This window comes from Propioniciclava sp. MC1595, from assembly GCF_017569205.1.
In the GTDB taxonomy this organism is placed as follows: Bacteria; Actinomycetota; Actinomycetes; order Propionibacteriales; family Propionibacteriaceae; genus Propioniciclava.
On record NZ_CP071870.1, the window covers coordinates 3401737 to 3424931 of the forward strand.

The window sequence follows — 23195 nt, forward strand, 5'->3', positions numbered from 1 at the left end:
GGCATGACCGACACCACCCCCGTGATCGAGGTGCGTGACTTCACGATGCGGTTCGGCGACAACACCGTCGTCGACCGGCTGTCGTTCGAGGTGCGCCCCGGCGAGACGTTCGGCCTGCTGGGCGCGAACGGCTCGGGCAAGACCACCACCGTCCGCGCCCTGCTGGGCATCTACACCCCCACCGCCGGCGAGCTGCTCGTGCACGGGCGCCCGTTCGACCCGGTCGGCGACTACTCGCTGGGCTACCTGCCCGAGGAGCGCGGCCTGTACCGCAAGGAGAAGGTCCTCGACGTGATGACCTACTTCGGCCAGCTCAAGGGCATGGGCCGCTCAGAGGCGGCGCTGTGGAGCCACCAGTTCCTGCAGCGCATCGGCCTGGGCGACAAGGGGAACGCCAAGCTGACCACGCTGTCGGGCGGCCAGCAGCAGAAGGTGCAGCTGGGCGTGACGATCATGGACAACCCGTCGCTGCTCATCCTCGACGAGCCCACCAAGGGCTTCGACCCCGTCAACCGCCGGCTGCTGCTCGACCTCATCGAGGCCCAGCGCGCCGCCGGCGCGACCGTGGTGATCATCACCCACCAGATGGAGGAGGTCGAGCGCCTCTGCGACCGGGTCCTGCTGCTCAAGGACGGCCGGGCCGAGGCCTACGGCACCGTCGGCGAGGTCCAGGACGCCTACGGGGCGGGCATCATCCGCCTCCGCTACGCCGGGGTGCTGCCCGAGCCGCGCGGTTGGCGTCCGATGACCCACGAGCGCAACTACGCCGAGCTCGAGCTCGTCGAAGGCACCGACCCGCAGGCCGTGCTGCGGCAGCTCGTGGACGCCGGCGTCGAGGTCCGCTCCTTCGACGCCTCCCGGCTGTCGATGGAGCAGGTCTTCCTCAAGGTCTACGGCCACGCGCACGACGCGGGGGTGGCGGCATGAGGCTGCACAACCTGGGCACCGTCATCGGCTTCGAGATGCGCCGCACCCTGACCAAGCCGACGTTCTGGCTGACGTCGCTGAGCGTCCCGCTGCTGATGGTCGTGATCTTCGCGCTGATGTGGTTCAGCAACACCAGCGCCGCGGCGTCGTTCGACGCCCAGCGCGACGAGAAGGTCGCGTTCACCTACACCGACGCCTCCGGCGTCGTCTCCCCCGCGATCGCCGAGCAGATGGGCGGGTCGCCGACCTCGGACGCCGCGGGTGCGGCGCAGGCGGTGCACGAGGGACGGGCCCAGCTGCACCTCGACATCCCGGCCGACCCCTCGACCCAGCCGGTGCGCATCGTGGGCGCCGACCTGGGCCTGATCGCGTCCGGCCAGTGGCACGCGATCGCCCGCGACCTGCTGCAACACTCGGCGGCCGAGAAGGTGGGCGACCCCATGGTCACCTCGCTGCTGCTCGACGTCCCGACCACCGCCGAGCTGTGGAAGGACGGGGCGCGAAGTCCCGGCTTCGGGGCGGCGGTGCTGCCCGGGCTGTTCCTGGTTCTGCTCTACATGGGCGTGATCATGCTGGGCCAGCAGATGCTCAACATCACGGTGGAGGAGAAGGAGAACCGGGTCACCGAGATGATCCTGACCACCCTCGACCCGCGGGTGCTGATCGTCGGCAAGGTCATCGCCGTGCTGCTGGTCGGCATCGTGCAGGGCCTGGTGCTGCTGATCCCGGCGGCGCTGGCGGCGCTGTTCCTCCCCGGCCTGATGGCCGGCGGGCTGGACGCCGCGGCGTCCGACCCCGACCTGGCCCAGCTGCAGCTGGCCGGGAACTTCGTGGTCGACCCGGTGCGCATCGCGCTGGCCGTGGCCCTGTTCGCGGGCGGGTTCCTGCTGTTCACCGCGCTGCTGGTGGCGATCGGGTCGGTCATGCCGACCGCGAAGGACGCCGGTTCGGCGTTCGGCGTCGTGATCCTGGGCATGTTCCTGCCGCTGTACACGGCGGCGATGGTCATCAACGAGCCGGGCGGCGCGGTGGCGCTGTTCCTGACGTGGTTCCCGCTGACCGCGCCCGTGACGGCGCTGCTGCTGAACGCGCTCGGGTTGCTGCCCGTGCCGCAGGCCATCGGGGTGGCGCTGGTGCTGTTCGCGTGTGCGCTCGCGTTCCTGTGGGCGGGGGTGCGGCTGTTCCGCCAGGGGTCGATCTCCTACGACAAGCGGCTCAACATCGCGAAGGCTTTTCGCACATCGGGCTCTCGACAGCAGATTTGAGTGCCTTGGCGGGGTGAGGTCCGCAACCATAGGATCGACCCAACGACCGGGCCCCACACGGGGCCCGGTCCCGGTTCAGGGAAGGGGAGGGCCATGGCACTCGAGCCACGTTCCGAGCGACAGCGGGTGGCGATCGACGAGGTCGAGACGTACGGGGCGCACAACTACTCCCCGCTGCCGGTGGTCGTCGCCTCGGCCGAGGGCACCCGCGTCACCGACCTCGACGGCAACCACTACATCGACTGCCTGTCGGCCTACTCGGCGGTCAACTTCGGCCACGGCCACCCTGCGCTGGTGGCGGCCGCGCAGGCGCAGCTGGGCAAGGTCACGCTGACCTCGCGCGCGTTCTACTCCGAGCCGTTCGGCCCGTTCGTGAAGGCGCTGGCCGAGATGTGCGGCAAGGACATGGTCCTGCCCATGAACACCGGCGTCGAGGCCGTTGAGACCGCGATCAAGACCGCCCGCAAGTGGGGGTACGAATCCAAGGGCGTCCCCGAGGGCCGGGCCAAGATCATCGTGATGGAGGGCAATTTCCACGGCCGTACCACGACGGTCATCTCGTTCAGCAACGACGAGGACGCCCGCAAGTCGTTCGCCCCCTACACCCCGGGCTTCGTACACGTTCCGTTCGGGGACGCCGACGCCATCGAGGCCGCCATCGACGACGACACCGTGGCCGTGCTGTTCGAGCCCATCCAGGGCGAGGCCGGCGTGATCGTGCCGCCGGAGGGTTTCCTGACGAAGGTGCGTGAGATCACCGCGCGCCGCGGCGTGCTGATGATCGCCGACGAGATCCAGGCGGGTCTGGGCCGCGCCGGCTCGACGTTCGCCTGCGACCGCGAGGGCGTCGAGCCCGACGTCTACGTGCTCGGCAAGGCGCTCGGCGGCGGCATCATGCCGCTGTCGGCCGTGGTCGCGAACCGCGAGATCCTCGGCCTGTTCCAGCCCGGCCAGCACGGGTCGACGTTCGGCGGCAACCCGCTGGCCTGCGCCATCGGCTCGGCCGTGGTCGAGCTGCTGTCCACCGGCGAGATGCAGGAACGCTCGCGCGTCCTCGGCGAGCGGTTCCGCGCCGGCCTGCAGCCGTTGCTGGACGCCGGGTGGGCCACCGCGATCCGCCAGGCCGGCCTGTGGCTGGGCGTCGACGTGAACCCCGACCTCGGCACGGCGAAGGAGATCTGCTACCGGCTCATGGTCAAGGAGGTGCTGGCCAAGGACACCCACGGCCACACCATCCGGTTCGCTCCCCCGCTGGTGATCACCGAGGCCGAGGTCGACGAGGTCATCGCGCACACGCTCGCGGCCTTCGAGGAGGCGGCCGCGCACAAGGGTGTGGTCCGGGCCGACGTCGAGCCCGAGATCGACGGCTGACCCATGGGGGCGTCCGGGGTCACCGACGTGTTCCACACCGAACTACAAGCCTGTGATTTGTCCCCAGCTGGGGAGAAGCCTGTGGACAACCCGCCGCAGCCCGCGGCGTCCGGACCAGTGACCCGGGAACGCACGAAGGGCGGTCCCGTGAGGGAACCGCCCTTCGGCGTCCGGTCGGAGCCCACCCACCCCCAGGGGGCGTCGCAACCGGAGACTGGGTGCAGGTCAGGCCTGCTCGATGGCCGACACCTCGAACTCGAGGACGACCTTGTCGGCGACGAGGAAGCCACCGGTCTCGAGGGCGGCGTTCCAGGTGAGGCCGAAGTCGGCACGGCTGATGGTGGTCTCACCCTCGAAGCCGATGCGGTTGTTGCCGAACGGGTCCTTGGCAGCGCCCTGGAACTCGAAGGGGATCGTGATCTGCTTGGTGACGCCACGGATCGTCAGGTCACCGGTCACGTCGACGACGTCACCCTTGATCGCGAAGTCGGAGCCGCGGAAGGTGATGGTCGGGTAGGTCTCGACGTCGAGGAAGTCGCCGGAACGGACGTGGCCGTCACGGTCGGCGTTGCGGGTGTTGATCGAGGCGGCCTGGATGTCGACGTCCAGGGTCGAGGCCGACGGGTTGGCGCCGTCGATGGTGGCGGTGCCGGTGTACTCCTCGAAGGAGCCACGGACCTTGGTGACCATGGCGTGACGGGTCACGAAACCGATGGTGGTGTGCGACGGGTCGAGGACGTAGGTCCCCTTGAGCTCGGCGAGCTGCGACATGTTGTGTCCTCCTGATTGGTTGTTGGTTCAACCGTACACCCGCATTGGTTGAAGTGTCAACTACCTCAAGGGAACCGGGGTTCGTGGTGCCTCATAGTCAAGTCCCCGGCTGATGGGGCGTGTGCCTCACAGATTTTTCCCCGGGAACGGGGGTCTAGCCGGCGCGGATCTTGAGGGCTTTGATGTCGGGGGCTCGCCAGGTGAGTTGGTCTTCGAGGCGGCGGGTCTTGGTGGCGGCCAAGCGGGTCAGTTCGGCTTGGAGTTCGGTGATCTGCCGGGCGATCCGGGTGGGTTTGAGGGTGGCCCGGTAGGCGGCGAGTTCGTGTTCTTGGGCGGGGCTGAGGACGCCTGCCTCGAGGAGCCGCCGGTAGGGGGAGCGGGGCTGGTCGTAGAGGCGCTTGCGGCGGCCGAGTTTGTCGGTGCCGTACCCGATGGGTTTCTTGGTGGGGGTGAAGAAGTTCAACCTGTCGTTGACCAAGGGCCACAACTGGGTCAGGAGGTCGAGTTCGGCCGGGGTGTCGTAGCGGTGGTAGAACCCGTATCGGCGCACGAGGTGCCCGTTCTTGGACTCGATGGTGGCTTGGTCGTTGCTCTTGTAAGGCCGGGATCGGGTGAAGAACACATCCCGGTCACCGGCCCAGCCGATGATCTGGTGGTTGATGAACTCCGAGCCGTTGTCGCAATCGATGCCCGTCACGGCGAACGGCACCGCCTCAACGAACGCGTCGAAAGCGGCCAGCACGTGCACGCGGGCGTTGTTCCGGATGGGATGGGTGTACACCCAGCCGGTGTGCACGCAGGTGAAGTTCACACTCCTGGCGAACTCGCCCTTCAGGGTGGGCCCGCAATGGGCGACCGTGTCGACCTCGAAGAACCCGGGTTCGCCCTCGACCTCGTCACCGGCCTTGCGTACCTGGATCGATTGGCGCAACAGGTGCCCGGGCTTGGTGCTGGTCTTGCCGCGGATCGGGTCCCGCGCTTTGGCCGGCGCCAGGTAGCGGTCGATCGTGGCCGCCGACATGGCCTCGAGCTCGGCACGGACCCCGTCGTGGTAGTGCTCCACCCCGGGCACCAGCGACCCTTCAGCCTCCATCGCGTCCAGCCAGTCACCCATCGCGGCAGCCAGGTACTTGCCGCAACTACCGCCACTGGTGGCCCACACCCGTTGCAGGACCTTGGTCGCATCGTAGGAGTACCGGCGAGGCTTGGTCTTGCGCCGATCGATCACCGCGACCGTTGCCACTGCCCGTCCCGGCGCCTGCAGCAACCGCAAGCGGAGTTGCTGACGGGCATGGTCACGGTTCCAGCCCGTCACCTCGACCACTTGGTCCAAGATCAAGCTCTTGCCGTGCTTCGGCGCGTCCGCGTACGCCTGTGCGTACCGCTTCGTGACCTCGACCCTGGCCTTCATCGACAACTTCCCCTCAAGCAGCACACCCCATCGTGGCCGGCCCCACCCCCTCACGCGGGGAAAGTCTGTGAGGCACAGCACCCTGCTACGCGGGGACTATGTGTGAGTGTCGTCGTGGTTTGGCGAGCGCCTCGACCGTCACTGTAGTCTGACGGCTGAGTGACCACAGGCCTCACCAAGGAGGAGTTCAATGACGACCCCTGCCACCTTCAGCGCTGGCGACAAGAACCTGGAACTGCCCTTTGTGCAGGCCACCCAGGGCAACAACGGCTACGACATCAGCAAGCTGATGGCCCAGACCGGTGACACCACCTTCGACATCGGTTTTGCGAACACCGCGGTCTGCAAGTCCGCCATCACCTACATCGACGGCGACAAGGGTGTGCTGCAGTACCGCGGCTACCCGATCGAGCAGCTGGCCGAGAAGTCGACCTTCCTCGAGACCTCCTACCTCGTGCTCTACGGCGAGCTCCCGACCAAGGAGCAGCTGGAGGACTTCACGGAGAAGGTCGCCAACCACATGGTGATCGACGAGCGCATCCGCGAGATGTTCCGCATCTTCCCGCGCAAGTCGCACCCGATGCCCGTGCTGTCCGCCGGCGTGACGGCCCTCGGCCTGTTCTCGCAGGACACCATCGGCTTCGACGACGACAGGATCGACGCCGCCACCCACCGCCTCATGGCGAAGGTGCCGACGATCGCGGCCTACTCGTACAAGAACTCGATCGGCATGCCGACCCTGTACCCCGACTATTCCCTGAGCTACGTCGAGAACTTCCTCCGCATGTCCTTCGGCACCGTCAGCCAGCCGTACGAGCTGGACGACGAGGTCGTCAAGGCCATGGAGGTCCTGCTGATCCTGCACGCCGACCACGAGCAGAACTGCTCCACCTCGACCGTGCGCCTCGTCGGCTCCGCCCAGACGAACCTGTACCAGTCGGTCTCGTCGGGCGTGAACGCCCTGTACGGTCCGCTGCACGGCGGCGCCAACCAGGCCGTCCTCGAGATGCTGGACGACATCGCCGACCGCGGCATCTCCGTCAAGGACTACGTCAACAAGGTCAAGGACAAGAGCTCCAACGAGCGCCTCATGGGCTTCGGCCACCGCGTGTACAAGAACTACGACCCGCGCGCGGCCATCATCAAGAAGCACGCCGACGCCATCCTGCGCAACCGCGCCGGCGGCAACGACCAGCTTCTCGACATCGCCCTGGAGCTCGAAGAGGCCGCCCTGAGCGACCCGTACTTCGTCGAGCGCAAGCTGTACCCGAACGTGGACTTCTACACGGGTCTGATCTACCGCGCGATGGGCTTCCCGACCGACATGTTCACCGTGCTCTTCGCGATCGGCCGTCTCCCCGGCTGGATCGCCCAGTGGCGCGAGATGATCAAGGACCCGACCAACAAGATCGGCCGCCCGCGCCAGATCTACATCGGTCACACCGAGCGCGACTACGTCCCGATGGACGCTCGCTGATCGCTTGACAAACCCGAAGGGGGTCGACCACACGGTCGGCCCCCTTTGACTCCTTGGCGCCTAGCCTACACCCCCCAGACTCAGTCAGGCCAAGCCCCCCTCTTCCTCCCAACCCGCGAGCAAGGCCCGCAGGCCGCGGGTGAACTCATCCTCGGGCTGCCAGTCGTAGCCCCTCGACAGTGCGTCGACGATGCGAGGGTGCGTGTCGGGGCCGAGCGCGCCCCACACCTCCTCGGCCGGGACACCCACCCCGCCGACCGGGTCGCGCACCTCGCCCTGCACCTTGCCGATGGTGAAGGCCATCAGGCAGTCGAGCAACTGCATCGCGGACGCCGGGGCCAGTCCGGCGTCCACCAACCAGCCGAGCGACCTCTCGGTCAGGGCGAGCATGTGCGGGGTCACGATGGGGCGCGACCCCATGATGGCCACCAACCGCGGGTGGGCGAGCAGCACCCGCCGCAACGCCACGAACGAGGACGCCGCGATCTCCCGCCAGCCCTCCCCCGGCCTGGGCGGCTCCGGGGATGTCCGTGCCCAGACCTCGTCGACGATCGCATCGAACAGGGCCGCCTTGTTGGGCACGTGGTGGTAGACCGCCATCGGGTCAACACCGAGATCGGCGCCCAGACGACGCATCGAGAAGGCATCGAGCCCCTCGCGGTCGATGAGCCCGATCGCCGCCGCGACGATCTGCGAACGGGACAGGATCTGCGGCGCCGGCGTCATGTCCCCAGCTTCGCAGGCTTGGTGAAGAAGAGCCCACGCTCCCGCCACACGACCACGACGCACACCAGCAGCAGGATGCCGGTCTGGATCACCTTGGTGTCGGGATGGGTCAGGAACAGCTCGTTGCCGACGTTCGCCACCAGGTGGAACACGAGGGTGAGCGGGATGCTGCGGCCGCTGCGGTAGTACACCCAGTTCATCAGGATGATGAACGGGAACACCGACACCCCGAAGTTGATGGACGCCAACAGTCCCGTCTCCACGACCTCGGCCTGGTAGTAGCCCTGGATCGTGCCCAGCGGCACGTGCCAGAAGAACCAGATCAGGCCGAAGACCAGCGAGGTGCGCCACACGGTCCAGCGGGAGGCGAGTGCGTCGGTGCCGTAGCTGTGCCAGGCGAGCTCCTCCACGACCGGGGCGAGGGTCAGCGTGAGCCACGCGGGAATCAGCCCCGCCGTGAAGGACACTCCGCCCCGCAGCAGGAACTGGTCGGGGGAATAGCCCAACGGCAGCGACAACGCGGTGCCGAGCAGCAGCGCCCCGGGCAGCAGGAACACGGCCACTGCCCACGCCCACGCGGGCACCTCGCGCACGTTCACCAAGCGGTGCAGCACGTCGGCGCGCAGCACGGGGTCTTGGCGCACTAGCGCCCACGCGACGCCCAGGGGTGCCACCAGACCGCCCAGGCCCAGGACCGCGATCAGCACCCGGGTGGCGATCGAGGCGTCCGGGCGGTGCGAGAGCCATCCGGCGGTGAACCACAGCACCCACGGGATGGCGGTGGAGAGCAGGTAGAACCGCCACGGGTGCCGGTAGCGGGCGATGACCGGTTCGACGTGAGACGGTTCCGACTGGCGGGTTTCTACGGTGTAGACCATGGGCACCACGGTAGTTCTACGCCGTAGGATGTCTCGTCGGGCTCTCCCCTGCACAACCCTGAGCTACCCCTTGGCTCAGCCGATGAGTTCGCCGAAGGCAGGGATCCAGAGAACCGCTCCGGGGTAGGCGAAAAGGGCTACCAACGCCAGGATGGCGACGAGGGTGGCGAGGTCCACCCAACCCTCGGGCTTGACCCCCGACCACCGGAAGCCTCGAGCCTGCATCCCCTCATCACCGATGCGGCGGCCACGGGCGATGAGGGCGAAGGCGACCGCATCCCTCGCTCGCCCCAACAAGACGAGGAAGGCGAGACCCATGCCAGCCATGCGGAGCAGATAGCTGCTCATACCCAAGGGCCCCAGCGCCTGAAAGGTCATGGTCACTCCCTCGACATACGAAGGCGCTCCCTGGGTCAGGATCGCAATCTCCGTCAGCGAGGGGATGCCTTCGACAGCCGATGGGAAGGCAGTCACGGCCCACCCGGCAACCGCAACGGCGAGAGCACTTCCGAGCAGATAGCGCTTGCGCCCCGTGTTGTGGGGGTACCTACCAGCAGCCACAGCGAGCAGCAGGGCCAGTAGGCCAACGACGATCGGGAGGACGACGGAGACGACACCCCAATAGATCGCGAGAAGCCAGACTACGGCTGCGACCAGCACCATCAACCCAAAGCCCAGGGCGAAGATCTCCCCTGGGTTCAGATCGCGTCCCGCTGCCGCGGGCGGGGCGTGGTAGACGCGGTTGTCGTGGTGCTCAACATGGTGCTGGGTGGTCTGGGTCACGTGATTGTGGTGTGCGTTGTCGAAGGAGGCGACATGACCGCCAGCGCCCGTCCGGATGCCCAGCACTGCTGAGATGCGAGCGCCGATGATCACACCCAGTGCGGTGATCACGGCAACGCCGGCGGGCGAGTTCAGGATCGAGACGATGTCCATGAGGGGTCCTTTCGGGGGGTGCCTCACCGTCGTGAAGTCCTACCAGTCTCAACGGGTAGATGTGACGTTTGCAATATCCGGGCGATAACCCCCATTATCATGGAGTTTCTCCACACATCCCGTCCTGTGGTCTACGCTTCTTTCCATGACCCACCCCCACACGCTGATCACGATGAGCCAGATCGCGGCACTGGCCGAGGTGCAGCGGCCCGTGGTGTCGATGTGGCGCCGCAGGTTCCGCAACGCCGCGACCCCGTTCCCAGAACCGGTCGAGCGGGCGGGCTCGCAAGAACTGTTCGCCCTTGATCAGGTCGTCGACTGGCTGGAGTCCACCGACCACGGGAACAATCCAGACGTGCGCGACACGGCAGCCAAGCGAGCGCAGCGGGTGTTGACGTCATCCATGCCCGCCGAGCGTCTCGTCGAGATCAGCGCCCTCCTCTGTCTCCGCCATGAGTGGGGCGGGCCGTTGGAAGTGCCGGCAAGAGATCATCTGACACACCTCGCTGCAAATCTGTGGGGGGATGACCACGAGCACGTCACGGTTCCGCTCCTGCGGGGCCCCGAGATCTTCACCGACCTGGGCTGGGTGGAGGAGGCGGCGAGTGAGTCGTTCAGCATCGCGGATGCACACGAAGACTTGGTCGAACGTGCCCTGCGGCACCAGTCAGCCCGGCTGGGAGCTACCTTGCTCCACCACCGACTCACAACGCTCCTCGAGCGCCTTGTAGCCACCCTGGCCGATGGCCTGGACCCCCTCGCCGCCGTCTGTGACCCCACTGGTCAGGGAGCGGAAACGCTGCTGGCCGCACTTCCCCCCAACCGCACCCTATTCCTGAAGCGACGCGCAGGCGCGATCGCCCTGCACACACGGCGGTTGCTGGCATTGCAGGACGCCTATGTCGAACTCTTCGATGGCCCCCCGGTCACCACGTCACACCCCACCGTGTACCTCATCGCCCTCCCTCTTGCCGACGCCCCCAATGCGTCCTTGGCGGTACAACTCAAACTCATCCAGCGCACCCAGGCAGCCATGCGGGAGCAGGATGTGGCGCTGGTCGTCGCGCCGGCCTCCTTGTTGACCGATGCGCTCATCGGCGAGGCATCCCAACGACGCGACTCACTGTTGCGCACGGGCTGGGTGCGCGCCATCGTGCGCCTGCCTGAGGGTTTGCGTGTCAACAAGCCTCGCGAGCATCTGGCCTTGTGGTTGCTGGGTGCGCCACCGACCGGAGACATCGCCGCGCAGTATTCCCGCATCGCTGACCTGGGCGGCGGGGTGTTCAACGAGGCTGACGTGGACAGCCTGGTGACCGACCTGGTGGCGAGCTTGGGGACGCGGATGGACGCCCACCGGCGCGAATGGGCACACCTGGTGGCGGTGGCGCGTCCGGCCCTGTTGGCGTCTGACTCGTTGGTGCGCGGTGCGCGGCGGGCCAGCGACTATGCGGCGCCGGAGCTCGCCGATGTCGAGCTGCGTCTGATGGCAGCCGATGCCAACGGCGTCTTGACGCGCTACTCCCTCGAGGAGGGGGCCACCAGCACCGCCCCGTCACTGTCGTTGGGGGATGCCCTCGAACGCCGTCTCCTTCGGCTGGTATCTGGCCACCGTCTTGACGTGTCTGCCCTACCCAAGGGGAACGTCCCAGTCGTCGGAGTTCGTAGCGACCACTCGGTGGGCCCCACCGGCGGACGCGTCGATCGCGCCACGCTGCTGGGTCGGACGAACGCCCACACCACCCAGGCCGGCGATGTGGTGTTCGTCGACGGCAAGGCCCCCCGGGCATGGGTTGACCGCGATGGCGGCAGTGTCGTCGTCGCGCCGGCACGCATCCTGCGGGTCGCGCCAGATGCCTCGCTGTTGCCGGACGCCGTGGCCGCCGCGATCAACGCCAGCCAGCCGGGCACCCGGTGGCGCGCCTGGACCGTAACGACCGTGGATGCGGCTTCTGTCCCCGCGCTCAGGGGCGCTCTGGACGACCTCGCCGCCACGGAAGCGCGTCTTGATCGGGAGCTCACCACCCTGCGGGCGTTGCGCACTGATCTCCTCGATGCCGTCGAACGACGGCACATCAGCATCTCGCGAAAGGAACCCGATGGCTCGTCCGAAGAAGGCTGAGGCCGCTCGCCCGTCCACGACCAAGGAGTTGCAGGACTTGTTGTGGGCGTCGGCCGACAAGCTGCGGGGGTCGATGGATGCCAGCCAGTACAAGGATGTGGTGCTCGGGCTGGTGTTCCTGAAGTACGTGTCGGACGCCTTCGACGAGCGTCGGCAGGCGATTCGGGCCGAGCTCGAGGCCGACCCGATCGCCTACGACGAGGACGACATCCTGGCGACCATGGAAGACCCCGATGAGTTCGCGGGTTCTGGGGTGTTCTGGGTTGCGGCCCCGGCTCGCTGGTCGTTCTTGGCCGACCATGCTCGGGGCACCGAGACGCAGACCGTCGGTGAGCTGATCAACGCCGCCATGATCGCGTTGATGGGCGACAACAAGGCGTTGGCCGGCACCCTGCCGACGATCTTCAACACCGAGTCGGTCGACCAGCGCCGGCTGGGCGAGCTCATCGACTTGCTGAACTCGGCCCACTTCGCCGGCGAAGGAGCGACGAAGGCCCGTGACCTCCTGGGTGAGGTGTATGAGTACTTCTTGGGCAAGTTCGCGGCAGCAGAGGGCAAGCGGGGCGGGGAGTTCTACACCCCGCCGAGCGTGGTTCGGGTGCTGGTCGAGATGATGCGCCCCGAGCAGGGCCGCATCTACGACCCGTGCTGCGGGTCTGGGGGCATGTTCGTTCAGGCCGAGAAATTCCTGGACGCCCACCATAAGAACCGCACCGCCCTGTCGGTCTATGGCCAGGAACTCAACGAACGCACCTGGCGGATGGCTCGGATGAACCTCGCGATTCACGGCATCAACGGCAACTTGGGTGCCTCGTGGGAGGACACATTCGCCAACGACCTGCACCCTTCGCTCGAAGCGGATTTCGTGCTGGCGAACCCGCCGTTCAACATCAAGGACTGGGCACGCCGCGAGGATGACTTGCGGTGGCGTTTCGGCGTCCCGCCCGCGCGCAACGCCAACTACGCGTGGCTGCAGCACATCATCAGCAAGCTGGCCCCGGGCGGTCAGGCGGGCGTCGTGTTGGCAAACGGGTCGATGAGCTCCAACTCGGGCGGCGAGGGCCTGATTCGGGCCCAGATCGTGGAGGCCGATCTGGTGTCGTGCATGGTGGCGCTGCCGACGCAGTTGTTCCGCTCCACGGGCATCCCCGTGTGCTTGTGGTTCCTGCACAAGGCGAAGGGCGCAAGGGCCGGGCAGGTGCTGTTCATCGATGCCCGCGAACTCGGCCGCATGGTGGATCGCGCAGAGCGGGTACTCGAGCCCAAGGAGATCCAGAGCATCGCGAACACGTATCACGCATGGTTGGGCCTGCCCGCGGCCGAGGGGACGCCCTACGCCGACGTCCCCGGCTTCTGCTATTCGGCGAGCATCGCCGAGGTGAAGGACGCCGACTACGCCCTCACTCCTGGCCGCTACGTCGGCAGCCCGGAGCCATCAGAAGATGCCGAAGACCTGGACGACAAGATCGCCCGGCTGACGGCTGACCTGCTCGCGGCCATGGACGAATCCCAGCGCCTGGACGCCGTGGTGCGCGAACAGTTGGGGAGGCTGGGATGAGCTGGACACACACCGATCTGGGTTCAGTGTGTGTGGATGGTGGCATTCAGACCGGGCCCTTCGGGTCTCAACTCCACGCGCACGAGTACACCGCCGCAGGAGTACCCGTGGTGATGCCTCAGGACTTGGGCGACAACACGATCGGAACCCATCGGATCGCGCGGATTCCCGACACGGTTGCTGCACGGCTGACGCGGCACCGGCTCGAGCCGGGCGACATTGTCTACTCCCGACGGGGCGACGTCACCAAGCGCGCCTTGGTCCGTCCCGAACAAGAGGGATGGATTTGCGGCACTGGGTGTCTCCGGGCGCGAGTTGATCCCCAGAAGGCGGACCCGCGGTTCGTGTCATACCTGCTAGGCAGTCCCGCCGTCCGCGATTGGATTCAGGGCCATGCGGTGGGCGCCACAATGCCGAACTTGAACACTTCCATCCTGAGCGCCGTTCCCTTGCATGTGCCGCCACACGGCACACAGACCCAGATTGCCGAGCTCCTCGTCGCTCTGGACGACAAGATCGCCGCCAACCATCGGCTCGCCACCAGTGCTTTGACGTTGGCGACAACGTTGTTCGAGGCACAGCCCACCCCCGCTCGACAGGACCGCTATGACGATGTTGCACTCATTGGCGGAGGTGGCACTCCGTCCACCAAGAACGAAGCGTTCTGGAACGGCACGATTCCCTGGGTCACTCCCACGGATGTCACCGCGTTGACCCTTCCCTACCTGGTGGGCACATCACGGCGCATCACTGATGCTGGCCTGGCAGCATGTAGCTCTGCGCTCTACCCGGCCAACAGCATCTTGATGACATCTCGCGCGACCATCGGTGCCTTCGCCATCGCCAAGGTCCCCGTGGCGGTCAATCAAGGGTTCATCGTTGTGCGACCCAAGGATGAGCGCTACTTCATGTGGTTGTTCCACGAGATGCAGAACCGCGTCGCCGAATACCTGTCTCACGCCAACGGAGCGACATTCCTTGAGCTGAGTCGGGGCCGCTTCAAGGATCTCCCGGTGCACTGGCCATCGATCGAGTCTGCGTCTCAATTCTCAGCGCACGTAACGCCGCTTCATGATCGCGCTGTCCAGGTCTCCCAAGAGAACACGCGCCTCGAGACTCTCCGCGACACCTTGCTCCCCCACCTGATGTCGGGGCGCCTGAGTATCCGGCAAGCAACAGCAACGGTTGAGGAGGTGCTGTGAAGGCACTGATCAGTGAAGCCGCCTGGGAGCACGCGGCGCTGGAGGTGTTGGGTGAACTCGGCTGGGTCTCGGCGTCCGGCTCAGACATCAACGACGAGCGCACGTCGGCGTCCGACCTCGTATTGCCGGAGCGATTCGAGGCCGCGCTGCGCAAGCTCAACCCGGGCGTGCCCGCGCCGCGGTTGCGGCAAGCCGTCACCGACATCCTGACCCCCACCTCGCAAGACCCCATCACCGAGAACAAGCGTCTGCACGACCTGATGGTGAGTGGCTACCGGGGCGTCACCTGGACCGACCATGAAGGCACCACCCACAACCCGACCATCCGGCTGATCAGCCACGAACCGAGCGACAACGACTGGCTGGCCGTCCACCAGGTGCGCCTGCAGGATCGGGAGCATCGCCGCCGCCTCGACGTGGTCTGTTACCTCAACGGCCTACCGGTCATCATCATCGAACTCAAGCAGGCCGGCGCAGCCCAGGCTGACCTGGCCGCGGCGCACGCCCAGTTGGGCACGTACCTGCGTGAGTTCGGGATGGCCTTTCGGGCGTGCGCGCTCACCCTCATCAGCGACGGCATCACGGCGAAGTACGGCACGCCGTTCACCCCCCTGAACCACTACGCACCCTGGAACGTCGATGACGACGGCGCCCCCCTCGACATCGGTCAACCCTTGCCCGACACCACTTACGACAGCGGCCTGGAGATCGCCCTGTTCGGGCTGGCCAACCCCGAGCGCCTGCTCCAACTGCTCCGCTACTACATCGCCTTCGACGCTGGTGCAGGCGGGCTGGCCAAGCGCATCGCCAAACCGCACCAGTACTTCGCCGTCGCCAAGGCGGTCGGCCGCACGATCGAGGCCAGCCGCTCCGACAACAAGGCCGGGGTCGTGTGGCACACCCAGGGCTCCGGCAAGTCCATGGAGATGGAGCTGTACGCCAACATCGTGGCGCGACGTCCAGAACTCAGGAGCCCGTCGGTGGTGGTCATCACCGACCGCACCGAACTCAACCGGCAGCTCTTCAACAGCTTCGCGGCGAGCCAACTCCTACCCAGCGAACCCATCGAGATCCTAGGCCGCGACCACCTGCGCGACGCGCTGACCACGGCTCGCAGCGGCGGCATCTACTTCACGACCCTGCAGAAGTTCAGTCTCACCGACACCGAACGCGAGACCAGCACGAACCACCCCCTCCTGTCGGATCGCCACAACATCATCGTCATGGTCGATGAGGCCCACCGTAGCCATTACGGTCTCAATGGCTTCGCCCACTGGCTGCGCCAGGCCCTGCCGCACGCCACCATGATCGCCTTCACGGGCACTCCCATCAGTTTCATCGACCGCAACACCCGGGATGTCTTCGGGGACTACATCGACGTCTACGACCTCTCCCGGGCGGTCTCCGACGGCGCCACCGTCCCCGTCGTCTTCGAGCCGCGCCTCATCACCGTGAAGCGGGCGGCCGACGTCAGCGAAGAAGACCTCGACCGCGCCGCCGATGAGGCCGCCATCGGGCTTGACGACATCGAACGTGCGCGCGTCGAGCAATCCGTGGCCGTCGTCAACGCGATCTACGGGGCCCCCGAACGCGTCAAGGCGCTGGCCGCCGACATCGTCACCCACTGGGAAAAGCGAGCCCAGCGCGTCCGGCCAGAACTCGACGGGCCCGGCAAGGGGCTCATCGTCGGCGCGACCCGCCAGATCTGCGCCGACCTCTACTCCGCCATCGTCGAGCTGCGCCCCCATTGGCACGCGGACACCATCGATGCCGGCCGCATCAAGGTCGTCTACTCAGGCTCGGCGACCGACAAATCCCCGATCATCAACCACGTCCGCACCGGCACCCAAAACGACACCATCAAGGCACGCCTGCGCAACCCCGACGACGACCTCGAGCTCGTCATCGTCAAGGACATGATGCTGACGGGCTACGACTCACCGCCGCTGCACACCCTCTACCTCGACCGCCCCCTCAAAGGTGCGCTCCTCATGCAGACGCTGGCCCGGGTGAACCGCACCTTCCGCGGCAAGGACACGGGTCTGCTCGTGGCCTACGCCCCCCTGGTCGAGAGCCTGACCGAAGCGCTGGCCGAGTACTCCCCCGCCGACCAGGCCACCCGTCCCCTGGGCCGCAGCTTCGATGAAGCCATCGAGCTCGCCCGCGCACTGGTCGACCAGATCCGCTCCCTCGTAGCCGGCTACGACTGGCGGGCCGCCTCGGCCGGTCCGCGTGGCTGGGTGGGCGCCGCCCAAGGGCTGACCAACTGGCTACGCGCCCCACACCCCTCCGACAACGAACCGGACGCCGCCGATACGGTGGCCTTGCGCTTCCGCAAGCTCAGCGGCCAACTCGGGCGGGCCTGGGCGCTCGCTGCCGGCGCGAAGAACCTCGGCGACATCGCCGCCGAGGTTCGCTTCTACGACGAGGTCCGCGTCTGGATGGCCAAGTACGACGCCGCCGAGCGCTCGGCCCGCGGCGAACCCGTGCCCGACGAGGTCGCCCGCCTGCTCAACCAGTTGGTGGCCGCATCCACCGAGGTCGGGGAGGTCATCGACATCTACGCGGCTGCCCAGATCGAACGGCCCAACTTCCGGGAACTCACCCCGGCGATGCTGGCGCGAGCCCAGGCGTCCGCGAACCCCCACCTCGCGATCGAGGCTCTCCGTGCCGCGATCCTGGCCGAGGCGGCGTCCGCGAGCGGTCAGAGCCTCACGCGGCAACGTGCGTTCAGCGAGCGCCTGTCGGCGGTCATGCTGCGATACACGAATGCCCAGCTCACGGCCGCTGAGGTGCTGGCGGAGCTGTACGCCCTCGCCCAAGACATCTCCGCCGAGGCCAAGCGCGGCGAGGCATTCGACCCGCCGCTGGCTGCCGACGAGTTGGCCACCTACGACGCGATCGCCCACAACGAATCCGCCGTGGACGTGCTCGGCCAGGACGTGCTCGCCGACATCGCCCGCGAACTGGTCGCGTTGGCACGCCGGGATGCCACCACCGACTGGTCGATCCGAGACGACGTGCGCGCTGCGCTGCGCGCCAAGATCAAGCGGCTGCTGCGCAAGCACCGCTACCCACCAGATCAATCCGAGCAGGCCGTGAAGCAGGTCATCGAGCAGATGGAGGTACTGCTCGCATGACGAGGGGGATTGCATGAGGACGGAGCAGCCCCCGGGAATCCGCACCACCAAGAGCGCTGCCACCGGGGCGGCGGGCTCGGGTGGCGACTGGAAGCACGCGCGCGATGCGGAGCAAACCTGGTTCGTCACCGAGTACCACGCCATGCTCGCTCCGATGGCGGAGTCAGAGCGAGCCCTCTTCAAACAGGAACTCAAGGCCAAGCTCACCCAAGGCGGTGAAGGGCTCCTCAGCTACGGGCACGCATCCCACCACGATGTCTGCTGCATGGGTCGACACCCGGACGTGCTGGAGATCAGGATGCAGGACTACACGGGTTTCCCCGAGGACGATCCGGACGGCGATCCCGAGCTTCGGCACACCCGGCTCTACTTCACTGAGCCTGCGCCGGCTCCGCTCCTGTTGTTGACCCTGGCGATCAAGAGCAAGTGCCCGGGCCCGTTGGGTCTGGACGAGCAGGATCGTCACGTGGCTGAGGCTCAAGCCCGACTTGATCGTTTCGGCCTCTGGCTGTTGCACCAAGGTATTACCGTGGGGTCATACTAGGAACCCATCGTTTGGAAAGGAGCGCGTCATGGACCTCGACACCCTGTTGGGCATCGACCCCTGTGACCCTCTCGACGAACTGGCCGAGCACTTGGTGCGCGAAGATCAGCGGCTGATGGACTATCTCGTGGCGGAACGCAAGCGCCAACAGCTCACCCAGGCCCAGGTGGCCGAGCGCATGGGCATCTCGCAGGGCGCGGTAGCTCGGATCGAGTCGGGTGAGCGTGACCCGCACCTCTCCACACTGCGGCGCTACGCCCATGCCGTGCGGGTGAGGGTGATCCACATGATGGCGCCCGCGGACGAGGCCCGTGGTGTCAGCCGCCTTCTCCCCGGCACGTGGCTCGGCGTCGAGGAATGGAACCGGCTGCCGCAGACCGTGGGGAGTCGTTGATGGGTGAGTTCCCTCTACCGACCCCGGCTGCGTCGCGGTACTTCTTGGGGGCCCTGTCCGTCCTTCGCTCCATGTGCAACCCGCTCCCGCCAGCGACGGACATCGAGATCAGCACCCGCATGTGGCTGGCTGAGATCGAGGGCTCGAATCCAAAGTCGATAGCCCTCTGCCTGCAGGTAACTGCGCCGACCATCGGGGGCACGCATGTGGTGGGGGTGGACAGCACCGCGTACGTCACACGGAGCGACGGCCAGTCAGTCACCGCCGACACTCCTGGCGAGCGAGACGAACTCCTGCGCGAGCTGTGGTCGATGGCAGCCCACGTGCTGTGGGACTACTCGGCCATGCACCTACGTCTCCTGGCATCGGGGCTGTTGCACCCGGGCATCGAACTTCCCACGTCAACCCCCAGTCCCACGCTCGTCTTCGACGCGGAACTCAACAACTGATCGAGACGCAGTCGGAGCGTCAGCCCCGCCCCGCCGGCGACGGACGTGGAGGGCGGACGAGGCGACCCACGGCGTCCAAGGCCCCGCGGACCACACCCGTCACGGGGACGGTGCGCCGCAAGTCGAGCTTCCACTGGGCGCCCACGACGGCCTCGACGAAGCCGCGCCCCTCGAGCCAGGCGGCCGGCAGGCGACGGCAGTCCCCCGCTCGGTGGGTGCCGGCCGCGATCACGCACCGCGTCCGCTGCGGTGCCGCGGCGGCCAGCCGCTGGACGAGCTGGGTGCCGATCAGCTCCCCCAGGTCCTCCCGCCGTACCCACAGCTGAAGCACCACGATGCTGTTGGCCGGGTACATGCCGCCCAGATCCGCACCCGGCGCGAAGGCGAGCGCGCCGACGACGCGTCCTTCCCGGACCGCCTTGAACCCACCGGACGCCCCCCGCGGCGTCCGGCCGCACCAGGGGCAGGCCAGCTCCCGCAGGTCGTGGCTGTCGAGTGCCACCAGTGAACGCACCGTTCGCCTCCTTTGGGAGCTTCACCCGCGAGGTGGGAGAATGGCCGGGTGAGCTCTCTCGAACCGTCCCGCCGCGACACGCGGCTGGATCCCTACATCGACCAGTATGCAGATCGCACCGGTTCCATGACCGTCTCGGCCGTACGAGCTCTCTTCTCCGTCGCCAACCGCCCCGAGGTCGTGAGCCTCGCCGGCGGCATGCCGAACATCGCCGACCTCCCGCTGGCGAACCTCGGGGCCTCCTTCGACCAGCTCGTCCAGACCAAGGGCGTCCAGGCCATGCAGTACGGCTCGGGCCAGGGCGAGCTGTTCATGCGCGAGAAGATCGTCGAGGTGATGGCCGAGGAGGCGATCACCGCCAACGCCGACGACGTCGTCATCACCTGCGGCAGCCAGCAGGCCCTCGACCTCGTCACCCGCATCTTCATCGACCCGGGCGACGTGATCCTCGCCGAGGCGCCCAGCTACGTCGGTGCGATGGGCACGTTCAACGCCTACCAGGCGCAGATCCACCACGTGGAGATGGACGACCAGGGTCTCGTCCCCGAGGCGCTGCGCCAAGCGGTCGTCTCGCTGCGCGCCGCGGGCAAGGCCGTGAAGTTCCTCTACACGATCCCGAACTTCAACAACCCCACGGGCATCACCCAGCCGCTCGAGCGCCGCCGCGAGGTGCTCGCGGTCGCCAACGAGCTCGGCCTGCTCATCGTCGAGGACAACCCGTACGGCCTCCTCACCATCGAGGGCGAGCCGATCGACGCGATGCGCTCGATGGACGACCAGGTCATCTACCTCGGCTCGTTCTCCAAGACATTCGCCCCCGGCTTCCGGGTGGGCTGGGTGCTCGCCCCGCACGCGGTGCGCGAGCGCCTCACCATCGCCCAGGAGGCGGCGGTGCTCTCCCCGCCGGTCTTCAGCCAGTTCGCCATCGCGAACTACCTGGAGAACTTCGACTGGCGTGGCCAGATCGACACGTTCCGCAGCATGTACCAGGCCCGCCGCGACGCCATGCTCGACGGCTTGGCAGCCCACATGCCCCCCGGCACCACGTGGACCTCCCCCAACGGCGGCTTCTTCGTCTGGGTCACCCTGCCCGAGGGCCTCGACAGCCAGGCGCTGCTCCCCCGCGCGGTGAACGAGCGCGTCGCCTACGTGCCCGGCACCGCGTTCTACGCCGACGGCTTCGGCAGCCGCAACATGCGCCTGTCGTACTGCTTCCCGACGCCCGAGCGCATCTACGAGGGCACCCGGCGCCTCGGCAAGGCCATCGCCGACGAGCTCGAGATGCACGTCACCTTCGGGCTGCGCTCCGACGACCACCGCCACGCACCCAACCTCGGCCCCGCGCCCGACATCAGCTAAGGAGTCGCCCCAGTGTCCGACAACGTCATCGTCCTCGCCGGTGGGCTGTCGCACGAGCGCGACGTCTCCCTGCGGTCCGGGCGCCGTGTCGCCCAGGCCCTCCGCGAGACGGGCCACACGGTGCTCGAGGCCGACGTCAACGCCTCCCTCCTCGAGACCATCGCCTCGGTCGAGGACCCCGTCATCTTCCCGGTGCTGCACGGCGGCGCGGGCGAGGACGGCGCCCTCCGCTCGGTCTTCGACCTGCTCGGCGTCCCGTACGTCGGCTCGACCGGCCCGGCGTCCCGCATCGCGTTCGACAAGGCCGTCAGCACCCCGGTCGTCGCCGCCCGCGCGGCGGGGTTCCGGACGCCGCGGCAGTCGTCCCTGCCCCACGACATGTTCCGCGAGCTGGGCGCCGCCAACCTGATCGCCGCCCTCGGCGAGCAGATCGGCTTCCCGATGATGGTCAAGCCCGCCCGTAGCGGGTCGGCGCTTGGCTGCACGAAGGTGACGCAGGCGTCCGAGCTGCCGGCCGCGATCGTGGCCGCGTTCGCGTACGGCGACATCGCGATCCTCGAGGAGTTCATCGAGGGCACCGAGGTCTCCGTCTCGGTCATCGATCTCGGCGACGGCCCGCAGGCGCTGCCCGCGGTCGAGATCCAGCCGCGCTCGGGCGTCTACGACTACACCGCGCGCTACACCGCCGGCGAGACCCGGTTCGTCACCCCGGCCGACATCTCGGACGCCGAGGCGGCCCGCTGCGCCGAGCTCGCGCTGGCCGCCCACCAGGCCCTGGGCCTGCGGGACCTCTCCCGCACCGACATCATCGTCCGCGACGGGGAGCCGGTGTTCATCGAGGTGAACGTGGCCCCCGGCATGACCGAGACGTCGCTGCTGCCCCAGAGCATCGAGGCGTCCGACTCGTCGTTCGCCGAGGTCTGTTCGGCGCTCGTCGCCGTGGCCCGTCGTCGGGCGGAGGGCACCGAGCCGGCATGAGCACGCGTCTGAAGCAGGTCCTCATCCTCCTCGTGGGCGTCGTGGGCGCCCTGGTCATGGTGTTCCTGGGCCTGTGGCAGATGCAGGTCTTCGTCGACAAGGGCAACAAGACGGTCGAGGACCGCGCAGCCCAGGCCGCCGTCCCGCTCGAGGACCACCTCGGCAGCGAGGCGTCCCTCGCCGACATCTACGGCAAGCAGGTCACGGTGACCGGCAGCTACCTGCCCGACCACCAGATCCTCATCCCCGGCGAGGGCGGGTACCGCGTGCTCGGGGCGTTCGAGGTCGTCGACGGCCGCACGCTGCCCGTGGTGCGCGGCCTGACGCCCTCCGAGTCGGACATCACTCCCCCGCCCGCCGGGCAGGTCACCGAGACCGGGTTGTTCCTACCCGGCGAGGGCAACGTGCTCGACGACCGCGGGGTCGCGGTGCAGGTACCCGATGGCCAGTTGGCCTCGGTGCGCATGCCCGCGCTCGCCCAGGAGTGGTCGAACCTCGTGCCCGGGTTCATCACGCTCGGCGCGGCCGACTCCGAGGAGCAGGGCCTCGCCCAGGCACCGGTGAACCTGCCGACCGGCGAGGGGTCGGCCCAGAACAGCGGCTACGCCCTCCAGTGGTGGGTGTTCGCCGCCTTCGGCCTCGGCATGGCCATCATGTTGGCCCACAGCATGGGCGTCCGCGAGCGCAAGGCGCAGGAGGCTGCCGCCCTCGAAGTGATCAGGAAGGATGCATCCGCATGAGCATGTCGGTCGACGACAGCCCCATCGAACTCGAGGAGGTCCCCGGCATCAAGGGGGCCCTGCTCCGGTACCGCGTGATGGCCTGGGTGGTCGGCATCCTGCTCGTCGTGCTCGTGGTCGTGGGCATGCCCCTGAAGTACTTCGGCGGCAACGATGCCGTCGTGGTGGCCACGGGCGTGCCCCACGGCTGGCTGTACATGGTGCTGCTGATCACGGCCTATGACCTCGGACGCCGCGTGCGCTGGCCCTGGCTGCGCCTCGGCCTCATCGCCCTCGCCGGGACGATCCCCTTCCTCTCCTTCGTGGCCGAGCACTACGCCACCAAGGACGTCCGCGCGCGCATCGCCGAGCTGCAGGCCCCGGGCCAGCACTGAGCCAGCTCTCCGCCACCTCGCCGGGCTTGTCCACCTAGCGATTTGTCGACTTAGCTTTTCAA

At 67.6% G+C, this 23195-nt stretch carries 20 protein-coding genes and 1 pseudogene; 15 read left to right on the forward strand and 6 right to left on the reverse strand.

Features of this window, described 5'->3' with window-relative positions; translation table 11 throughout:
- Positions 1-3 precede the first annotated feature (3 nt).
- From J4N02_RS16480 to rocD, 3 genes are all read left to right on the forward strand, one after another.
- Positions 4-927 (forward strand): ABC transporter ATP-binding protein, encoded by a 924-nt coding sequence (locus tag J4N02_RS16480; protein ID WP_208091040.1) that lies wholly within the window; start codon positions 4-6, stop codon positions 925-927.
- Complete coding sequence (locus J4N02_RS16485) at positions 924-2192, forward strand: ABC transporter permease (protein WP_188334681.1); 1269 nt, start codon at positions 924-926, stop codon at positions 2190-2192. The genes J4N02_RS16480 and J4N02_RS16485 overlap by 4 nt, the downstream gene beginning before the upstream one ends.
- 93 nt (positions 2193-2285) lie before the next feature.
- Positions 2286-3563: an ornithine--oxo-acid transaminase gene (gene rocD / locus J4N02_RS16490; RefSeq protein WP_188334680.1), complete on the forward strand. Its 1278-nt coding sequence runs from the start codon at positions 2286-2288 to the stop codon at positions 3561-3563.
- 225 nt (positions 3564-3788) lie between these two features.
- On the opposite strand, the gene J4N02_RS16495 is transcribed toward rocD, so the two are convergent.
- Both J4N02_RS16495 and J4N02_RS16500 read right to left on the reverse strand, forming a co-directional pair.
- A complete protein-coding gene (locus tag J4N02_RS16495) occupies positions 3789-4334 on the reverse strand; it encodes a YceI family protein (protein WP_188334679.1) in 546 nt (181 codons plus the stop codon).
- Between the two features lie 154 nt (positions 4335-4488).
- Positions 4489-5745, reverse strand: coding sequence for a DDE-type integrase/transposase/recombinase (locus tag J4N02_RS16500; protein ID WP_208091041.1), 1257 nt, complete (start codon positions 5743-5745; stop codon positions 4489-4491).
- A 190-nt stretch (positions 5746-5935) separates the two neighbouring features.
- Here J4N02_RS16500 and J4N02_RS16505 point away from each other — a divergent pair, with 190 nt between their 5' ends.
- Complete coding sequence (locus tag J4N02_RS16505; protein ID WP_188334169.1) at positions 5936-7222, forward strand: citrate synthase; 1287 nt, start codon at positions 5936-5938, stop codon at positions 7220-7222.
- A gap of 84 nt (positions 7223-7306) precedes the next feature.
- Here J4N02_RS16505 and J4N02_RS16510 read toward each other — a convergent pair whose 3' ends face one another.
- The 3 genes from J4N02_RS16510 to J4N02_RS16520 form a co-directional block, all read right to left on the reverse strand.
- Entirely contained in the window at positions 7307-7948 is a 642-nt protein-coding gene (locus tag J4N02_RS16510; protein WP_188334170.1) for a TetR/AcrR family transcriptional regulator C-terminal domain-containing protein, read from the reverse strand.
- Positions 7945-8826 carry a CPBP family intramembrane glutamic endopeptidase gene (locus J4N02_RS16515; RefSeq protein ID WP_188334171.1) on the reverse strand — a complete coding sequence of 294 codons (882 nt, stop codon included), beginning with the start codon at positions 8824-8826 and terminating at the stop codon, positions 7945-7947. Before J4N02_RS16515 ends, J4N02_RS16510 begins: the two co-directional genes overlap by 4 nt.
- Before the next feature lie 75 nt (positions 8827-8901).
- Complete coding sequence (locus J4N02_RS16520) at positions 8902-9762, reverse strand: hypothetical protein (RefSeq protein WP_188334172.1); 861 nt, start codon at positions 9760-9762, stop codon at positions 8902-8904.
- Positions 9763-9907: 145 nt separating this feature from the next.
- Between J4N02_RS16520 and J4N02_RS16525 the strand changes: the two genes are divergently transcribed.
- From J4N02_RS16525 to J4N02_RS16555, 7 genes are read left to right on the forward strand one after another with little or no spacing between them, the layout of a single operon-like run.
- The gene (locus J4N02_RS16525; protein ID WP_188334173.1) at positions 9908-11881 is read left to right on the forward strand and encodes a hypothetical protein; all 1974 of its coding nucleotides are present in this window, start codon (positions 9908-9910) and stop codon (positions 11879-11881) included.
- Positions 11859-13439 carry a class I SAM-dependent DNA methyltransferase gene (locus J4N02_RS16530; protein WP_188334207.1) on the forward strand — a complete coding sequence of 527 codons (1581 nt, stop codon included), beginning with the start codon at positions 11859-11861 and terminating at the stop codon, positions 13437-13439. Before J4N02_RS16525 ends, J4N02_RS16530 begins: the two co-directional genes overlap by 23 nt.
- Positions 13436-14641 (forward strand): restriction endonuclease subunit S, encoded by a 1206-nt coding sequence (locus tag J4N02_RS16535; protein WP_188334174.1) that lies wholly within the window; start codon positions 13436-13438, stop codon positions 14639-14641. Before J4N02_RS16530 ends, J4N02_RS16535 begins: the two co-directional genes overlap by 4 nt.
- Positions 14638-17781 carry a type I restriction endonuclease subunit R gene (locus J4N02_RS16540; RefSeq protein WP_188334175.1) on the forward strand — a complete coding sequence of 1048 codons (3144 nt, stop codon included), beginning with the start codon at positions 14638-14640 and terminating at the stop codon, positions 17779-17781. Before J4N02_RS16535 ends, J4N02_RS16540 begins: the two co-directional genes overlap by 4 nt.
- Positions 17782-17794: 13 nt before the next feature.
- Positions 17795-18325, forward strand: coding sequence for a hypothetical protein (locus tag J4N02_RS16545; protein ID WP_188334176.1), 531 nt, complete (start codon positions 17795-17797; stop codon positions 18323-18325).
- A 28-nt stretch (positions 18326-18353) separates the two neighbouring features.
- The gene (locus J4N02_RS16550) at positions 18354-18719 is read left to right on the forward strand and encodes a helix-turn-helix domain-containing protein (RefSeq protein WP_188334177.1); all 366 of its coding nucleotides are present in this window, start codon (positions 18354-18356) and stop codon (positions 18717-18719) included.
- Positions 18719-19168, forward strand: coding sequence for a hypothetical protein (locus J4N02_RS16555; protein ID WP_188334178.1), 450 nt, complete (start codon positions 18719-18721; stop codon positions 19166-19168). Before J4N02_RS16550 ends, J4N02_RS16555 begins: the two co-directional genes overlap by 1 nt.
- Before the next feature lie 19 nt (positions 19169-19187).
- Here J4N02_RS16555 and J4N02_RS16560 read toward each other — a convergent pair whose 3' ends face one another.
- Complete coding sequence (locus tag J4N02_RS16560) at positions 19188-19682, reverse strand: hypothetical protein (protein WP_188334179.1); 495 nt, start codon at positions 19680-19682, stop codon at positions 19188-19190.
- A 48-nt stretch (positions 19683-19730) separates the two neighbouring features.
- On the opposite strand from J4N02_RS16560, the gene J4N02_RS16565 reads away from it, so the two are divergent.
- From J4N02_RS16565 to J4N02_RS16580, 4 genes and pseudogenes are all read left to right on the forward strand, one after another.
- On the forward strand, positions 19731-21041 hold the full coding sequence (locus J4N02_RS16565; RefSeq protein ID WP_243760828.1) for a PLP-dependent aminotransferase family protein: 1311 nt from the start codon (positions 19731-19733) through the stop codon (positions 21039-21041).
- Between the two features lie 12 nt (positions 21042-21053).
- Positions 21054-22019, forward strand: coding sequence for a D-alanine--D-alanine ligase (locus J4N02_RS16570; protein WP_188334180.1), 966 nt, complete (start codon positions 21054-21056; stop codon positions 22017-22019).
- Positions 22016-22759, forward strand: a complete 744-nt coding sequence (locus J4N02_RS16575) for an SURF1 family protein (RefSeq protein WP_188334181.1) — start codon at positions 22016-22018, stop codon at positions 22757-22759. Before J4N02_RS16570 ends, J4N02_RS16575 begins: the two co-directional genes overlap by 4 nt.
- Positions 22760-22809: 50 nt before the next feature.
- Positions 22810-23133: pseudogene (locus J4N02_RS16580) on the forward strand (DUF3817 domain-containing protein); the annotation flags it as partial.
- Positions 23134-23195: the final 62 nt, after the last annotated feature.

What these genes read in the sequence shown, in the direction of transcription:
- J4N02_RS16480 (WP_208091040.1), top strand. Translation starts at nt 4, where the DNA reads ATGACCGACACCACCCCCGTGATCGAGGTGCGTGACTTCACGATGCGG.
- J4N02_RS16485 (WP_188334681.1), top strand. Translation starts at nt 924, where the DNA reads ATGAGGCTGCACAACCTGGGCACCGTCATCGGCTTCGAGATGCGCCGC.
- rocD (WP_188334680.1), top strand. Translation starts at nt 2,286, where the DNA reads ATGGCACTCGAGCCACGTTCCGAGCGACAGCGGGTGGCGATCGACGAG.
- J4N02_RS16495 (WP_188334679.1), bottom strand. Translation starts at nt 4,334, where the DNA reads ATGTCGCAGCTCGCCGAGCTCAAGGGGACCTACGTCCTCGACCCGTCG.
- J4N02_RS16500 (WP_208091041.1), bottom strand. Translation starts at nt 5,745, where the DNA reads ATGAAGGCCAGGGTCGAGGTCACGAAGCGGTACGCACAGGCGTACGCG.
- J4N02_RS16505 (WP_188334169.1), top strand. Translation starts at nt 5,936, where the DNA reads ATGACGACCCCTGCCACCTTCAGCGCTGGCGACAAGAACCTGGAACTG.
- J4N02_RS16510 (WP_188334170.1), bottom strand. Translation starts at nt 7,948, where the DNA reads ATGACGCCGGCGCCGCAGATCCTGTCCCGTTCGCAGATCGTCGCGGCG.
- J4N02_RS16515 (WP_188334171.1), bottom strand. Translation starts at nt 8,826, where the DNA reads ATGGTCTACACCGTAGAAACCCGCCAGTCGGAACCGTCTCACGTCGAA.
- J4N02_RS16520 (WP_188334172.1), bottom strand. Translation starts at nt 9,762, where the DNA reads ATGGACATCGTCTCGATCCTGAACTCGCCCGCCGGCGTTGCCGTGATC.
- J4N02_RS16525 (WP_188334173.1), top strand. Translation starts at nt 9,908, where the DNA reads ATGACCCACCCCCACACGCTGATCACGATGAGCCAGATCGCGGCACTG.
- J4N02_RS16530 (WP_188334207.1), top strand. Translation starts at nt 11,859, where the DNA reads ATGGCTCGTCCGAAGAAGGCTGAGGCCGCTCGCCCGTCCACGACCAAG.
- J4N02_RS16535 (WP_188334174.1), top strand. Translation starts at nt 13,436, where the DNA reads ATGAGCTGGACACACACCGATCTGGGTTCAGTGTGTGTGGATGGTGGC.
- J4N02_RS16545 (WP_188334176.1), top strand. Translation starts at nt 17,795, where the DNA reads ATGAGGACGGAGCAGCCCCCGGGAATCCGCACCACCAAGAGCGCTGCC.
- J4N02_RS16550 (WP_188334177.1), top strand. Translation starts at nt 18,354, where the DNA reads ATGGACCTCGACACCCTGTTGGGCATCGACCCCTGTGACCCTCTCGAC.
- J4N02_RS16555 (WP_188334178.1), top strand. Translation starts at nt 18,719, where the DNA reads ATGGGTGAGTTCCCTCTACCGACCCCGGCTGCGTCGCGGTACTTCTTG.
- J4N02_RS16575 (WP_188334181.1), top strand. Translation starts at nt 22,016, where the DNA reads ATGAGCACGCGTCTGAAGCAGGTCCTCATCCTCCTCGTGGGCGTCGTG.